14 protein-coding genes are annotated in these 15,521 nt (G+C 39.8%); 6 read left to right on the forward strand and 8 right to left on the reverse strand.

Annotated elements, in window-relative coordinates; translation table 11 throughout:
- Positions 1–113 precede the first annotated feature (113 nt).
- Positions 114–1,400, forward strand: coding sequence for a citrate synthase (locus ACX3PU_RS02185; protein ID WP_459083264.1), 1,287 nt, complete (start codon positions 114–116; stop codon positions 1,398–1,400).
- Between the two features lie 119 nt (positions 1,401–1,519).
- Positions 1,520–2,437: a dimethylarginine dimethylaminohydrolase family protein gene (locus tag ACX3PU_RS02190; RefSeq protein WP_459083265.1), complete on the forward strand. Its 918-nt coding sequence runs from the start codon at positions 1,520–1,522 to the stop codon at positions 2,435–2,437.
- Here the strand turns inward: ACX3PU_RS02190 and ACX3PU_RS02195 are convergent.
- Both ACX3PU_RS02195 and ACX3PU_RS02200 read right to left on the reverse strand, forming a co-directional pair.
- Positions 2,434–3,102: a copper homeostasis protein CutC gene (locus ACX3PU_RS02195; protein ID WP_459083266.1), complete on the reverse strand. Its 669-nt coding sequence runs from the start codon at positions 3,100–3,102 to the stop codon at positions 2,434–2,436. The genes ACX3PU_RS02190 and ACX3PU_RS02195 overlap by 4 nt on opposite strands.
- 6 nt (positions 3,103–3,108) lie before the next feature.
- On the reverse strand, positions 3,109–4,095 hold the full coding sequence (locus ACX3PU_RS02200; RefSeq protein WP_459083267.1) for an isoaspartyl peptidase/L-asparaginase family protein: 987 nt from the start codon (positions 4,093–4,095) through the stop codon (positions 3,109–3,111).
- Positions 4,096–4,195: 100 nt separating this feature from the next.
- On the opposite strand from ACX3PU_RS02200, the gene ctlX reads away from it, so the two are divergent.
- Positions 4,196–5,119: a citrulline utilization hydrolase CtlX gene (ctlX, locus tag ACX3PU_RS02205; protein ID WP_459083268.1), complete on the forward strand. Its 924-nt coding sequence runs from the start codon at positions 4,196–4,198 to the stop codon at positions 5,117–5,119.
- A gap of 217 nt (positions 5,120–5,336) precedes the next feature.
- On the opposite strand, the gene ACX3PU_RS02210 is transcribed toward ctlX, so the two are convergent.
- From ACX3PU_RS02210 to ACX3PU_RS02230, 5 genes are all read right to left on the reverse strand, one after another.
- Positions 5,337–7,523, reverse strand: a complete 2,187-nt coding sequence (locus ACX3PU_RS02210) for an outer membrane beta-barrel family protein (RefSeq protein ID WP_459083269.1) — start codon at positions 7,521–7,523, stop codon at positions 5,337–5,339.
- 247 nt (positions 7,524–7,770) lie between these two features.
- Positions 7,771–8,118 carry a DUF3817 domain-containing protein gene (locus ACX3PU_RS02215; protein ID WP_459083270.1) on the reverse strand — a complete coding sequence of 116 codons (348 nt, stop codon included), beginning with the start codon at positions 8,116–8,118 and terminating at the stop codon, positions 7,771–7,773.
- 11 nt (positions 8,119–8,129) lie between these two features.
- The gene (nadD, locus tag ACX3PU_RS02220) at positions 8,130–8,723 is read right to left on the reverse strand and encodes a nicotinate (nicotinamide) nucleotide adenylyltransferase (protein WP_459083271.1); all 594 of its coding nucleotides are present in this window, start codon (positions 8,721–8,723) and stop codon (positions 8,130–8,132) included.
- Positions 8,713–10,428 carry a single-stranded-DNA-specific exonuclease RecJ gene (gene recJ / locus ACX3PU_RS02225; protein WP_459083272.1) on the reverse strand — a complete coding sequence of 572 codons (1,716 nt, stop codon included), beginning with the start codon at positions 10,426–10,428 and terminating at the stop codon, positions 8,713–8,715. The genes nadD and recJ overlap by 11 nt, the downstream gene beginning before the upstream one ends.
- Positions 10,429–10,563: 135 nt before the next feature.
- Positions 10,564–12,189: an ABC-F family ATP-binding cassette domain-containing protein gene (locus ACX3PU_RS02230; RefSeq protein WP_459083273.1), complete on the reverse strand. Its 1,626-nt coding sequence runs from the start codon at positions 12,187–12,189 to the stop codon at positions 10,564–10,566.
- Positions 12,190–12,382: 193 nt separating this feature from the next.
- On the opposite strand from ACX3PU_RS02230, the gene smpB reads away from it, so the two are divergent.
- The 3 genes from smpB to ACX3PU_RS02245 all read left to right on the forward strand — a co-directional run bounded on the left by smpB (position 12,383) and on the right by ACX3PU_RS02245 (position 15,045).
- Positions 12,383–12,841: an SsrA-binding protein SmpB gene (gene smpB, locus ACX3PU_RS02235; protein ID WP_459083274.1), complete on the forward strand. Its 459-nt coding sequence runs from the start codon at positions 12,383–12,385 to the stop codon at positions 12,839–12,841.
- Positions 12,842–12,919: 78 nt separating this feature from the next.
- Complete coding sequence (locus tag ACX3PU_RS02240) at positions 12,920–14,209, forward strand: OmpA family protein (RefSeq protein WP_459083275.1); 1,290 nt, start codon at positions 12,920–12,922, stop codon at positions 14,207–14,209.
- A 95-nt stretch (positions 14,210–14,304) separates the two neighbouring features.
- A complete protein-coding gene (locus ACX3PU_RS02245) occupies positions 14,305–15,045 on the forward strand; it encodes a YebC/PmpR family DNA-binding transcriptional regulator (protein WP_459083276.1) in 741 nt (246 codons plus the stop codon).
- Positions 15,046–15,084: 39 nt separating this feature from the next.
- On the opposite strand, the gene ACX3PU_RS02250 is transcribed toward ACX3PU_RS02245, so the two are convergent.
- Positions 15,085–15,381 (reverse strand): GNAT family N-acetyltransferase, encoded by a 297-nt coding sequence (locus ACX3PU_RS02250; RefSeq protein WP_459083277.1) that lies wholly within the window; start codon positions 15,379–15,381, stop codon positions 15,085–15,087.
- Positions 15,382–15,521 lie beyond the last annotated feature (140 nt).

Genomic DNA, 15,521 nt, shown 5'->3' on the forward strand with positions numbered 1-15,521 from the left:
TTTCAATGTACTTTTTTGAATTAAAATCATAGAAAAATATTATAGAGATCCCAAGGCTAACGCTTGATTTGTAAGTCTTTTTTCCGTAATTTTAACAAAAAATATAGAACAATATGTCAGACAACAAAGTAATATTAAGTTACGATGGAAATTCTTACGAGTACCCAATTGTAGACAGTACAATTGGAGACCGAGGAATTGATATATCAAAATTGAGAGCCCAAACGGGACTGATTACCTTGGATTTAGGGTACAAAAATACTGGTGCGACCGTAAGTGAAATCACCTATTTAGACGGAGATAAAGGAGAACTTTATTACCGTGGATATCCAATCGAACAAATTGCGGAGAAATCCAACTTTACAGAAGTAATGTATTTACTTTTGAATGGAGAACTTCCTACGCAAGGACAATTTGCAAATTTCGAACAAGGAATTAAAAAATACAACTACGTGGCAGAAGAGATGAAAAAAATCATCGATGCGTTTCCACGTTCTGCGCACCCAATGGGAGTGCTATCTTCTTTAACTTCGGCTTTAACTGCATTCAATCCTAAATCAGTCGATGTGCGTAGCAAAGAAGGTTTAGACCATGCTGCGGAAATGCTAATTGCAAAATTTGCTCATCTATGCGCATGGACCTTTAGAAAAACACAAGGGTTCCCTCTAAATCACGCGGACAACAATTTAAATTATGTGGAGAACTTCTACCGCATGACCTTCCGCATGCCAAACCGAGATTTCGAAGTAGATCCCGTAATTGTAAATGCACTAGATAAACTTCTAATTCTTCATGCAGACCACGAACAAAACTGTTCTACGTCAACCGTAAGAATGGTAGGCTCTGCACATACAGGTCTTTTTGCCTCTATTTCTGCTGGGGTTTCTGCACTTTGGGGACCACTACACGGGGGAGCAAATCAGGCAGTAATTGAAATGCTAGAGAGAATTGAAAAAGACGGAGGTGACGTTGCGAAATACGTAGCCAAGGCGAAAGACAAGGACGATGACTTCCGATTGATGGGCTTTGGACACCGTGTGTACAAGAATTTCGATCCAAGAGCGAAAATCATCAAGAAAGCAGCAGACGATATTTTGAACTCTCTAGGAATAGACGATAAGGCACTAGACATTGCAATGCAATTAGAAAGAGTAGCTTTAGAGGATGAATATTTCATCGAAAGAAAACTATATCCAAACGTCGACTTCTATTCCGGTATTATTTACCGTGCCCTAGGAATTCCAACGGAAATGTTTACAGTTATGTTTGCATTGGGTAGACTACCAGGATGGATTTCTCAGTGGAAAGAAATGAGACTAATGGAAGATCCTATTGGACGTCCAAGACAAGTATACAAGGGAGCGCCGGCAAGAAATTATGTCGACATGGCAAATCGCTAAGCTTTCAAGAACTTATATTCAATTCCGTTTCTCTTCCCTTGAGAAGCGGAATTTTCATTAAGACTAGATTGGTTCTTTTGTATCCATTTCTTTGATTATATTTGTAACAATCTCAACTTATGAAATTAAATATCACAAACGAAACGGCTCGATTAAAATCTGTAGTACTCGGTCAACCCGCTTCTCTAGGTGGAATCCCAATTTTAGAGGAAAGCTACGATGCGAAATCCTACCATTCGATTCAGAATGGAATTTATCCGACTGAGTCTGATGTCATTCATGAAATGACAGAATTTGAAAAAGTTCTGCTTAAGTATGAAATTGAGGTTCTGCGCCCTGAAATCATAGAGGATTACAATCAAGTCTTCGCGAGAGACGTAGCTTTCGTGATTGATGACAAGATGATCATTTCCAATGTGATTCAAGACCGTGCAGATGAACAAGATGCCTACCGTAAGATTTTTGAAAAAGTAAAATGGAGAGATATTATCAATCTACCAGAAAGTGCGCACATTGAGGGTGGGGACGTCATCGTCTGGAATGATTTTCTGTTTGTGGGAACTTGCTTTTCGGAGGATTATAGAAATTTCAAGACGGCTCGTACAAATGAATATGCAATCAATATTTTGAAGGAGTACTTTCCTAAGAAACGAATTATAGATCTTGAATTAAAGAAAAACGATACGGTTCCGTTTGAAGGAATTCTTCATTTAGACTGTACTTTTAATCCGATTGGAAAGGATAAATGCATTATTTACCAGAATGGATTTGTAGATCAGAGTGACTATAGGCTTCTAATTGATATTTTTGGCGAGGAAAATTGTTTCCATGTAAGCGATCAAGAAATGTTTGAAATGTGCCCGAACGTTTTTTCTATTTCTCCAGAGATCGTTGTGTCCGATTCTAGTTTTACAAGAATGAACACCTTTCTAAGAGAGCAGTGGGGTATAACGGTAGAGGAAGTTCCTTATCGTGAAATTTCAAAAATGGGAGGGCTTCTAAGATGCTCTACCATGCCGCTTGTTAGATCCAACTAAAGATATTTTTTTAGTTTTTTAATCTCGTCGTCATTCACATAGGTTTCGTAGGTGGGAATTGCTGAGGAGTGAAAGGATTTGGCACCTGTATGGAGTTTTAATAGCTCTACGTTATCCGACCTTACTTCACCCCCCACGAGTATTTCAATGTTCTCCTCATACGATTCCACAAGCTGTTTAAGGCGATCTCTTCCTTCCATAGCACTTGAGGTTCCGCCAGACGTTAGTACTGTGGAAAAGCCAAGCTCTATGAGCTGCGTAAAGGCCTGGTCAAGATCAGGAGTTCGGTCTACGGCGCGATGGAAAGTACAGGGCAGGTGCCCCGCCAGTTCAATCAGTTCTTTGTTCTTTTCCCTATCGATGTGGTTCCCTTCGTTTAATATTCCAAAAACAAACCCATCGGCTCCAGAAGCTTTGAATTGCAAAAGATCCTTTTTCATTTGCTCAAATTCAATTAGGTTGTAAAGAAACGAACCTTCTTTGGGTCTCAACATGACGCGAATAGGTTTCGTTGAGATGCTCTTTAAGTATCGAAACTCGTCAATATTGGGGGTAAGTCCTCCTACATTCCTTTCTGCACAAAACTCAATTCGATCTGCAAGCGAGTTTAAGGCAATCTGTGCAGAGGTAATCTCAAAGCACGCTATTTCTAAAGTATAATTCATAGGGTCTTAAATTAAGTGGAGAGCCGATTTCAATTGGTTCTCTTGTGGGGTGTGACAGGCATAAGTAAATCCTTTTTGGAGGCTGTATGCACCGGTTTCTCCCTGTTTATTTAGAGCGATAAAGCCGATTTGAGTATCCTTTAGAGATCTCTTTTGATTGATAAAATTTTGGTAGATACGTTCGACTGCTTTTTTGCATGCCGTTTGCGGATTATGACCTTGGCGCATGAGCTCCACGACTAAAAAAGAACCCACAGTGCGAATCACTTCTTCTCCATGGCCTGTAGCGCTAGCCGCTCCAATACTGTTGTCAACAAACAGTCCAGCTCCAATGATAGGAGAGTCTCCCACTCGACCGTGCATTTTGTAGGCCATCCCAGAGGTCGTACACCCTCCAGATAGGTTTCCTTCTTTGTCAAGTGCGAGCATTCCTATGGTGTCGTGGTTTTCAATGTTGACTTTTGGTTCATAGGTTGAAGATTTTAGCCACTGCTCCCATTCCTTTTTGCTTGTCTTGGTAAGTAGGTCTGTTTTTTGAAATCCTTGCTCCAGGGCAAATTGCAAGGCCCCTTCCCCCACAAGCATGACATGGGGTGTTTTTTCCATCACGGCTCTTGCGACTGAAATTGGATTTTTGATGTGCTCGAGGGCAGCCACGCTGCCTATCCCCGCGTTTTCATCCATGATACAGGCATCGAGTGTAACTCTTCCATCGCGATCGGGTCTACCCCCATATCCTACACTTCGCTCATTCGGATCATCTTCGACTAGCCGCACTCCTTTTTCGATGGCATCGAGCGCGCGCCCTCCCGATTGAAGCACTTTCCATGCCTGTTCATTTGCTTTTATTCCGAAATCCCAGGTGGAAATAACCACGGGACCTATGGGCGCTACGGGTTTAGAAACCTTTGGTTGGGCTCCTAATTTAGGGGTAAGGAGTCCGCCTAAAGCGCCAAGAGTAGTCAATTTTAAAAAAGTTCGACGGTCGTGCATGTGTGGGAAGTTTACCTTACTAAAGTAGTCAAATTAATCGGACTGGAAAAGATTTGGCATTCGGCTAATTATGGTTATTTTTGTTATCTAAATTCAAAGAATGCAAACAACTAGTACACTTCTAATGATAGAACCCGTTTCGTTCGGGTACAATGCCCAAACGGCGGAGAATAATTATTTTCAAGTGAACTCCGAAGGAGATTCAACCCAAGCGCAAGCTTTGCAAGAATTTAACCAATTTGTTGAAAAATTAAGAGCTGCAGGCGTCGAAGTTATTGTCGTAAAAGATACTTTGGAGCCCCATACGCCGGATTCTATTTTCCCGAACAATTGGGTGAGTTTCCATAAAGACGGTACTGTATATCTCTATCCTATGTTTGCTCCAAATCGTAGAGACGAGAGACGAATCGATGTTTTAGAAAAAGTAAGAGCGGAGGGATTCGAGGTTTCGGAAATTATCGATCTTTCCTCTTCCGAGTTGGAAGGAAGATATCTAGAAGGAACGGGAAGTATGATCTTTGACCATGTGAATAAGATTGCATATGGTTCGGTGTCACTTCGTTTGGAAGAAGAACTATTCAATGAGTTTTGCTTAAGAATCGGATACCGTCCGATTGCTTTCCATAGTTTTCAGAGCGCCGGAAACGAGCGCTTACCTATCTACCATACGAACGTCATGATGTGTGTTGCCGATAAGTTTGTAGTGATTTGCCTGGATAGCATCGACGATGAAATGGAAAGAGAAAAAGTGCAAGAAACCATAAAAGCTTCGGGCAAAGAAGTGGTGGAAATCTCTGAGGAGCAAATGCACCAGTTTGCGGGTAATATGCTGCAGGTTGAAAATAAAGAAGGAAAAAAATACCTAGTAATGAGTGAATCGGCCTATAAATCCCTTTCAAATGAGCAGGTTGAACTTCTTGAGTCTTACAACGAGATATTGTATTCAAATCTGTCTACCATCGAGGAAAATGGAGGTGGAAGTGCACGTTGCATGCTAGCGGAGGTTTTTCTTCCAAAAGCGTAAAAGAAAAAATCTTAAGTAGAAATCAATAAGAAATCCAAATCAAAACGAGTTGCGTTTTCCGGAATGGGAGACGCAATTTTTATTTTCTTCGCTGGGGGTACAACGTCTTATTCTCTTTCTTACATTTTGTTCCGCACTATAGAATCGAAAAGCCAGAGTAGGGTTAAACTCTGGCTTTTCTCCAAAAATATTGAAATGAAATGAATTCTAATTGGATTTATTGCGTTCTCGATTTAGCATCTGTGTTTGCATCTTTGATTTCTCTAACCTTTTTCACTTTTTTATTTCCAAAATTGTAAGTGATTGAGAGCTCGATCGATTGATTGAAGTTGTTGTTGGTTACATTGTTGTAGTTTCCATTGCTTTGAAGATCTTTCACTTTGACCACATTGGTCTTTAATAGGTCAAAGACCTGCAGGTTAAAAGTCCAATCATTCCAGATCTTTTTAACATTCATATCGAGGGAAGATATGGGCTCTAAAGTTCCTATGTTTAAGATCTGAGAACCGATATGGAAAAAGTTAACTCCTAAGAACCAATCTTTTTTGCTGGAAAGTCTAAGGGTATTGTTCGTTTGAAAATAAATTGAATTGGTTGCTGTGTCAATGGTAAAAGGATCAAATTTATCTCCTGTAATAGGGTCTGTATCTAGGAAGGCATCCACTTTTGCATGTTGTAAACCTATGGAAGTATTGGTGGTCCAGATCCCTTTAAAGTAACTTTTTTGCATTCCCAAGGATACGGTGCTTTGCGTTTTATCTCCGTAGTTGGTTCTAATGTATCTCAATTCTTCGCCGCTTTGCAAAGGGACTTGAGAATAATCATCTTTGGTTAGGTTGTGGCCAATAATTAAGAAGTAGGAGTTTTTGTACATGTAGGTCAGTTCATGGTTGTAAACTTCCGCAGCTTTCACAAAAGGATTGTTTTGTATGTAGTTTGTTGGCGTAAGGTAGAGGCGGACCGGATTCAGTTCCCAGAAACTTGGCCTTTTTATGCGGCTAGAAAAGGAATAGGAAAGATTGTGGTTTGCATTAATACCATAGCTAGCACTTGCATACGGTAGTATATTCGTATACTTGCGATCGATTGTCAGATCGGTCCCTAGAACTTCTCCTTTTGCATTTGTGTCTTCTAAACGAGTACCTATTTTTGCGGATAGGCGATCCGAAAATTGTTTTTCTAGAGTAAGGTAAAGTCCGCTTATGGTTTCATCGTAAACGAAATGATTTGATTGATTAGGATCCATAACATAATCCCCTGTGCTTAAATCTAGATTCTCTAAGTAAGTATCATTGTCTGTTTTGGTTCGGCCATAATTTGCACCTATGGAAGCTGTGAAATCATTTTTGAACTTTTGAATGTAATCCGCTGTGGCTGCGTAATTATCAATTTTTTGAGGGGTCCTTTGTTTGAACTCCTGTTGTAAATCTAAAGTTTCTTCAAGGGAATTTGAACGGTAGGTTGTGTTGTGTGTAAACTGTTTTTTTTCGAAATGAAGATAGGCGGCGTTCAGATTTAACTTGCTTCCCAAATCGTCCGTACGAAGTTCATAGTTTAAATTCGCGGAGTTGTTTGATGATTTTTCATTTGCATCTATATGGGTTAGGCTGTATTTCGATTCTCCATTTCTTGTTATTTTATTGAAAAGATCCGATTGTGCACCCTTGCCATCATTATGATAAGAATTTAGACTAAGGGCTATGTTTTGTCGGTCCGCTAGTTCATAATCTAAATTCACATAGCCCCCAAAAGATTGATTTGGAAACTTGACATATCCTTTCGTTGAATTGTCAAGCTCGGGCGTTCCATTCTCTAAATGTAGATCTTCGATATGAGTCCTGTTTCGAGTGCTTAACGAGGTGGATATACCCAGCCTATTTTTTCTTATATTGAGGGATACAGCGCCACTTTGCTGGTTTGTTTTTGATTGGGTATTGCTTAATCTCAAATTCCCGCTAATCCCATCGTCTAGTTTTTTCTTAAGAATTATATTGATAATTCCATCGGAGGATTCTACATTGTATTCGCTACCAGGGACCGTAATGACCTCAATTTTACTAATGTTTTCGGCCGGTGTGTTTTTTAATAACTCAGTAATTGCCTCAGCGCTCATGTTCGTCTTGCGACCATTCATGTAGATAAGGGCATTGCTCTTACCTAGAATCTTTAGCGTTGTATCGTCTGTGCTAGAAACAAGGGGAGTCTCTTTTAAAAGTCCAAAAGCAGTATTCCCTTTTGCAACTGGAGAGGCGGATACATCGTAGACAAAACGATCCGATTTTTTTTCGAAAACTTTTTTCGTTAACGTGATTTCCTGAATGTCGGACACTTTCGAGGAGTCGGTCGTTTGCCCGTAAGAATATGCGGCGCAGACAAGTAGGATGGGTAGGACTAATTTTCTCATGATGTTTTTTTTTGAATGGCATTCATTGGAAATTTGATTTCAAAGAATCACCCAGGTAGTTTTATTTTTTCAGAAGTTTCTTATGCAAAGATATATTAATATTCTAGTATTATGCAATACAAAGTAGTAAATAATTATTTTACACATTAATATGCTGATAGTCAGAATAGTAAATTTACATAGAAATGCCTTCCTGTTCTAATAAGACAGGTAAAGAGAGAAAACGTTACATCAAAATTGAAAAATACTACTCTTCGCGATCAAATTTTGCCAGTTTCTTGTCGATCCATATCGTTGCGAACGGAAAGAAAGCAGCTAAGATGGCAAAAATGAAATCCTCATCGTCCCAAGAATAGATTGTCCTGGCAGGTATTGTAAGCAGCAAATAGAGGGTAAAGAAGAGTCCGTGGATATTTCCCACGACGATAATGAAAATGAGTGCAAAATCTGCTTCCGGAAAATAGCGCTTAAGGGGCATCGCCACTAAGTATAAAAAGAAGCATGTCCAAGCCTCAATAATACAAGCTTTTTTGAACCAGCGAATTACTTTTTCTTCGCCGTATTTTGCTATAAATTTGTCGACAGTGGGTTGCATGAATAGAAAATTTAAGATTTGTAAAATGAGCTTCCTTCTAAATAGTCGTAGACTTCTGCAGGGAGCATCGGACGGACGTTTTTTCCTTCTTTGATCATTCTTCTAATCTCAGTGGCAGAGATTTCAATGATTGGGGCCTCAATTAAGGAGATCATAGGGCTTAACTCGGAAGGGGACTGGGTCTGTTGGTCGCTATTAAGGCGTGGATACACAATGATTTGATGGTTATCAATTATCTGCGATGCATTTTTCCACTTAGAAAGCCCTTTCAGATTGTCCTCGCCCATGATAAGACTAAAACTGTAAGTAGGATGCTTCTCGTGAAGGTATGCAAGAGTGTCTACTGTATAACTAGGTTTTGGAAGTGAAAATTCAACATTAGAAGCTCGCATTTTAGGATACGACGCGATGGCTTGTTGTACCATATCCAAACGGTGGTGATCGGCTAAAAGTGATTTTTTGTCTTTGAATGGACTGTGGGGGCTTACGACAAACCAAAGTTCGTCCAAATCTGAAAACTCTAATATATAGTTTGCAAGAATCAAATGACCAATGTGAATGGGGTTAAAAGACCCAAAGAAAAGTCCTACTTTTTTAGCTTTCATTGAACTTAACGTCTTTAATGTTTAAGTAATAGGTGACATTGCCTTTCCAATGATTTTCTTCTGCGGTAAACGCAATATCAAAGGACTTAGTGTTGAATTCAGTAAAATACTTTCCCAATTTAAATCCGACACATTCAATGTTTCGGTTGTTCTGTGGATTGTGAAGATAAAACTTAATGTGATTGCCTTCTTTTCCCATTTGCTTTGCCACTCCTCTGATTTTGCGGTTTGTGAGCGTAAGTACAGGTTTTTGATTGTGAGGACCAAAGGGACCTAGCTTTCTATGAAAATTAAAGAAGTCCTTGCCCAAATCTTCGACTTCTACCTTTCCATCAATTACGATAGAGGGCTCTTTTTGATAATCTTCAATGGTCTCTGTTACCGTTTTTTCAAACTTTATTTTGAATTCTTCTAATTTGTCTTTTTCCATGGAAAGTCCTGCTGCAGCAGGGTGGCCTCCAAATTTGGTGAAAAGTTCAGAGCAATTCTCGAGCGCCCTATGGACATCGAAATCAGACACGGAACGTGCAGACGCTACAAGCTCTCCATTGTTTCCGTCGGTAAAGACCACCGTTGGTTTGTAGTGGCTTTCGGTGAGCCGCGAGGCCACAATCCCGATGACTCCTTTGTTCCAGTCAGGACCATAAACGACAGTTGTGGTTAAGGAATCCTGATGTGTATCTAAAACTTGCTGCAACGCATCGGTCGTCGAACTTAAATCAAGTTCTCGACGAGAGTCATTTAAATCCACAATGTTCTTAGCGATTTTGTTGGCATGCTTTAAATTGTCAGACACCATCAGTTCAACCGCTGCTTTTCCATGGGAGATTCTTCCCGCTGCATTTATCTTAGGGGCAATCTCAAAAACTATGTTTGAGATTTCATAAGTAGCTAGCTTTTCCTCGGGGATCAATAAACGTAGGCCAATGTTTCTTGTTTTTCTTAGGGTCTTCAGTCCCATCTTTGCAAGAACTCTGTTTTCTCCTGTCATTGAAACGATATCCGCCGCAATGGAAATGGCGAGGAGGTCTGTCAGTTCGTGAAGTTCTGTTTCAGGAATTTTATAAATGGTATTGAGTCCTTGACAGAGCTTAAATCCAACCCCGCAACCGGAAAGTTCTTTGAAAGGGTAACGGCAGTCTTTTCGTTTTGGATCTAAAACTGCGGCTGCCTTCGGAATTTCAGGTCCAGGCAAATGATGGTCACAAATGATAAAGTCAATCCCATAGGACTTGGCGTATTCGACTTGATTAATTGCTTTGATCCCGCAGTCTAAGGCGATAATAAGCGAGTAGCCCTGGTCTCTTGCGAACTCGATACCTTCGTCCGAGATTCCGTATCCTTCTGAATTACGGTCGGGGATGTAATAGTCTAAATATTTTTTTTCAACCAGTTTGCTTAAGTAGAGATACATTAAAGCTACCGCGGTAGTGCCGTCCACATCGTAATCTCCGTAAACCATAATTTTTTCTCCCATTTCGATGGCCGTGGCGATGCGCTCAACGGCTTTCTGCATGTCTGCCATCAAAAAAGGATTATGGATATCGGTAAGATTGGGTTTGAAAAACTCTCGGGCTTTTTGATAATTGTCTATTCCTCGTAGTACGAGGATTTTAGATTCCAGAGTCCCGAAACCTAGCGAGGTACTTAGTGCGTCGACTACATCCTCATTGGGCTCTGTTCTGTAAATCCATTTTTGTTTCATAGGTCTACAAAAATACACAAATATTTTTGTTTTACCGTGGTGAATCAAGGGGATAAATCCCTGCTTGTTTGACTTGCAAGAATGAAAAAACCGCACTTTTGTGAGTGCGGTTTAAGGGTATGAGTTAGATCGAATCTAAGAATACATTTGTTCTCTAAGTTCTTTCATTTTTTTGTCTGACAAGTACTCATCGTAAGTCATGTCGCGATCAATGACTCCTTTTGGAGTGAGCTCAATGATTCGGTTACAGACCGTTTCCAACATTTCGTGGTCATGAGAAGAAAGTAAGATTGTGCCTTTAAAGTTAACAAGAGAGTTGTTTAAAGTGGTAATACTTTCTAGGTCCAAGTGGTTGGTAGGCTCGTCCATTAAAAGAACGTTTGCTCTTTGAAGCATCATGCGGCTAAACATACAACGCATTTTTTCACCTCCAGAAAGTACCGTGCTGGATTTAAGGGCTTCGTCTCCTGAGAAAAGCATTTTCCCAAGGAACCCACGCATGTATTCTTCGTGTCTTTCCTCATCGTTCTTGGTGAATTGTCTTAGCCAATCTACTAGGGATGAGTCTTTGTCCTGGAAAAATTCGTTGTTATCAAGAGGAATGTAGGATTGGTTTGTGGTAACTCCCCACTGATAATCTCCTTTGTCCGCTGTTTGATTTCCAGCAATGATTTCAAAAAATTCAGTGATTGCCAAGGAGTTTCTTGATAAGATCGCCACTTTGTCGCCTTTTTTTAACTTGAAATCAATGTTTGAGAACAAAAGTTCAGAATCTTTAGTCTTAGAAAGTCCTTGAACTTCTAGAATTTGGTCTCCTGCTTCACGTTCCGTTTCAAAAATAATAGCAGGGTAGCGTCTAGAAGAAGGTTTGATGTCGTCAATATTTAATTTGTCGATCATCTTCTTTCTTGCGGTCGCTTGCTTTGCTTTCGCTACGTTTGAGCTGAATCGCGCAATAAAGTCTTGAAGCTCCTTCTTTTTTTCCTCTGCCTTTTTGTTCGCTTGCTGTCTTTGTCTTGTGGCAAGTTGAGAGGCTTGGTACCAGAAGGAATAGTTTCCTGTATAGAGATTAAGTTTTGCATAATCTAAGTCACCGATGTGTGTACAAACGGCGTCTAAGAAGTGACGGTCGTGAGATACAACAATTACTGTGTTTTCATAATCAGCCAAGAAATCTTCTAACCAAGCAATGGTATCAATGTCAAGGTCGTTGGTTGGTTCGTCTAAGATTAGAACGTCAGGATTTCCAAAAAGAGCTTGTGCCAAGAGAACCTTTACTTTATCCTTGTTTTCAAGTTCGCTCATCATTTGGTAATGCATGTCGTCTTTCACCCCTACGTTGGAGAGCATGGTTTGTGCATCTGATTCTGCGTTCCAACCGCCCATTTCTTCGTAAGTGACACCGAGTTCACCCGCTTTAATTCCGTCTTCATCTGAAAAATCAGGCTTTGCATAAAGCGCATCCATCGCTTCTTTAATTGCAAATAGCTTTTCATTTCCACGAAGGACGGTTTCCAAAACTGTGAAATTATCGTAAGCAAAGTGATCCTGCTCCAATACAGACATTCTTTTGCCGGGTTCAAGTGAAACGGTTCCGGTGGTGGGTACTTGTTTTCCAGTGAGGATTTTAAGGAAAGTGGACTTTCCTGCCCCGTTGGCTCCAATAATCCCGTAGCAATTGCCTTTGGTAAACATAATGTTTACTTCGTCAAAAAGCACTCTCTTACCGAACTGAAGAGATAAATTAGATACTGTTAACATAGAGTTTTGTAGATTTGCCGCAAAATTACGAAAACTAATTGGCTTTACCACGTATGTCATTTTATTAAAGAACATTAGAAAAAATATATACGGTATATTTAAAAAGGGTTAAATTTGCCTTTAGTTCTAAAAAACAAAGCTAAAATTATATAAATTCGAGAAACTTACCAGTTCGTACCTTTACGCCATCCAAATGAAGATAGAAAAAACGGTTACCATTTTAAACAAACGGGCTCGATTCGAATTCGAATTAATTGAGCAAATCGAAGCAGGGATCGTGCTTACGGGGACAGAAATCAAATCATTACGTTCTTCAAAAGCTTCGATCACGGAGAGTTTTTGTCAGATGATTGAAGGGGAGTTATATGTAATCAATATGTCTATAGATGAGTATAAACTCGGTACTTTTTACAATCACAAAACGAAAAGGGAACGGAAATTGCTCTTGCACAAAAGGGAATTGCAGAAATTTGAGAAAAAACTCAAAGACGTAGGAACTACGATCGTGCCTTTGAAATTGTATATAAATGAAAAAGGAATTGCCAAATTACTGATTTCCTTAGCGAAGGGAAAAAAACTGTTTGACAAAAGAGAAGCTATAAAAGATAGAGAAAATAAAAGAAATATGGAGAGAATCCTAAAGGATAGGTGAAAAAATCTCTGTAAATCTTTGTTTATAAAGAAAAATTATATTTATTTTGCATTATCAATTATTTAATCATTTAATTCTATGAAAAATCTAAAATTAGGAATTTCAGCATTGGCACTAACCGTTGCCTCTACTGTATTTGCGCAGACAGCGAACAACCCGTGGTTAATCGGGGTGGGAGCTCACGCGGAGAATCACGTAGCAGCTGGTGGAAATGTTGGTGACGTTTTTAAACAAGCGTTCTCGGGTGAAGAGTTATATAGTATTAACAACTTTACTATCACACCACCACTTTCTAAATTAACTGTTGCAAGACACCTTACAGGTCCGTTAGTGTTAGACTGGCAAACTACTGTAGGTAACGTAGACAACAAAAAAATCGGTATGGATAAAGAATTCATGCTAATGACTGGTCTAGGTCTACAATTAAAAGCAAACTCTCTTTGGAACGAAGAATCTTGGTTCGACCCGTACTTAAGAGTTGGTGCTAACTACCTAAGACATGACTATTCAGGTACAGGTGTAGTGAACGGAGACGGTAAAGCAGTAGGTGCTAACCATTTCGCTCTTGCAACTGGTATCGGATCTAACTTCTGGTTAACTGACAACTTCGGTTTAGGTATCCAAGGAGATTACGTTTCTACTCCAGGAGACAAATCTTCTGTTGCGAACTTTTTCCAAGCAGGTGCGTCTCTATTATTTAGATTCGGACAATCAGACAGAGATAAAGACGGAATCCTAGACAAAGACGATCTATGTCCAGACGAAGCAGGTTTACCTGAATTCCAAGGATGTCCAGATACTGACGGTGATGGAGTTCCAGACAAAGATGACCAATGTCCAGATGTTGCAGGTCCAGCAGATAACAACGGATGTCCTTGGCCAGATACTGACGGAGACGGAGTATTAGACAAAGACGATGCTTGTAAAACTGTTCCAGGTCTTGCTGAGTACAACGGATGTCCTAAACCACAAGAAGATCTTGCACAAGATGCAACGGTTGCACTTACCGATATCTTATTCGATTTCGATAAATCAACTGTAAGAGCTGAATCTCAACCTAAATTAGATGCAGCTGCTGAAATCATCAAATCTTCTAACGGTGGAACATTCCTAGTTGCTGGTCATACAGACAAAAAAGGTTCTGCTGCTTACAACTTGAAGTTATCTCAAAGAAGAGCTGCTGCAGTTGTAAAAGGATTAGAAGCGAGAGGAGTTGTAGATTCTCAACTTAAATCAAAAGGTTTAGGTGAATCAGAAGCTACAGTTGACGAAAACGCATCTAACGAAGAAAGACTTAAAGACAGAAAAGTTGTCGTAAGCGCGGTTGATGCTGCTGCTTGGGATGCTATCAAAAAGAGAGATTACTAGTCGTAATTGAATCTTAATAAAAAGAAACACTCGCTCTAAGCGGGTGTTTTTTTTATGCTCATTTTTCAGTATTTTTGTATCGTAAAAATTAAGTTATGGGACGCGCATTCGAATATAGAAAAGCATCAAAGATGGCCCGTTGGGATAAGATGGCCAAAACTTTTTCAAGAATTGGAAAAGACATTGCACTTGCAGTGAAATCAGGAGGACCGGATCCGGATACGAACCCCACGTTAAGGCGTTGCATTCAAAATGCGAAGGGTGCAAATATGCCGAAAGACAATGTAGAACGTGCCATTAAAAAAGCGAGCGGAGCTGAAGCAGAACACTATGAAGAGGTCACTTACGAAGGGTACGGACAAGGAGGTGTTGCTTTTTTTGTGGAATGTACCACAAACAACCCTACTCGTACAGTAGCTAATGTCAGAGCCATTTTTAATAAATTTGATGGGAACCTTGGGAAAAACGGAGAGCTTGCCTTCATTTTTGACCGTCATGGAATCTTCACTCTAGATAAATCTCTAGTCACTATGGATTGGGATGATTTTGAAATGGAAATGATTGATGGAGGTGCAGACGAGATAGATAGTGATGCGGAAGAAGTAATGGTGACCACAGCGTTTGAAGATTTTGGGACTCTTTCACATAAGCTTGAATCCATGAGCATAGAAGCAAAGAGTGCGGAGCTTCAAAGAATCCCGAATTCGACCAAAGCGGTTACCGAAGAGCAATTCAAAGCCAACATGAAAATGCTTGAAAGGTTTGAGGACGATGACGATGTGCAAAACGTCTACCACAATATGGAAATCACGGAGGAGCTTCTTAATTCCTTGTAAAAACTAATGCGCTACCTTTTAAAAAGTAGCGCATTTTTCTTAATCGTTCGTTTTTAATAAAATATCTTGCACTTCCGGCATTCTCATCATAACCGAACGTGCATAGGAACAGTGTGGATATATATTCCATTGGTTTTCTCGCGCAAATTCAATTGCATTGCTCACAAGGTATTTCCCCATTCCTTTTCCTTCATGTTGAGGGTGAACCAAAACGAAAGAGATAATCATTTTTTTGTCGTCTGGGAATAGCGTATAGGTGAGTCGGCCAATTTCTTCCTGCTCTTTTTTCAGAAGGATCACACCTCCGTTTCCGCTTCTTTGATTTTCGTAAGTCATATTTGAAGTTTTTTAATTTACTCATAGGATCTGTTCAAATAAAACAGATTGTCCTACGTATGCAGCGAAAGAAGTGCCAATCTTTTCTTTCTTATCGAGAGGGGTCTTTTAAGAATTTGGTATCTTTACATTTGGAAAAA

Source organism: Chryseobacterium sp. A301 (assembly GCF_054489425.1).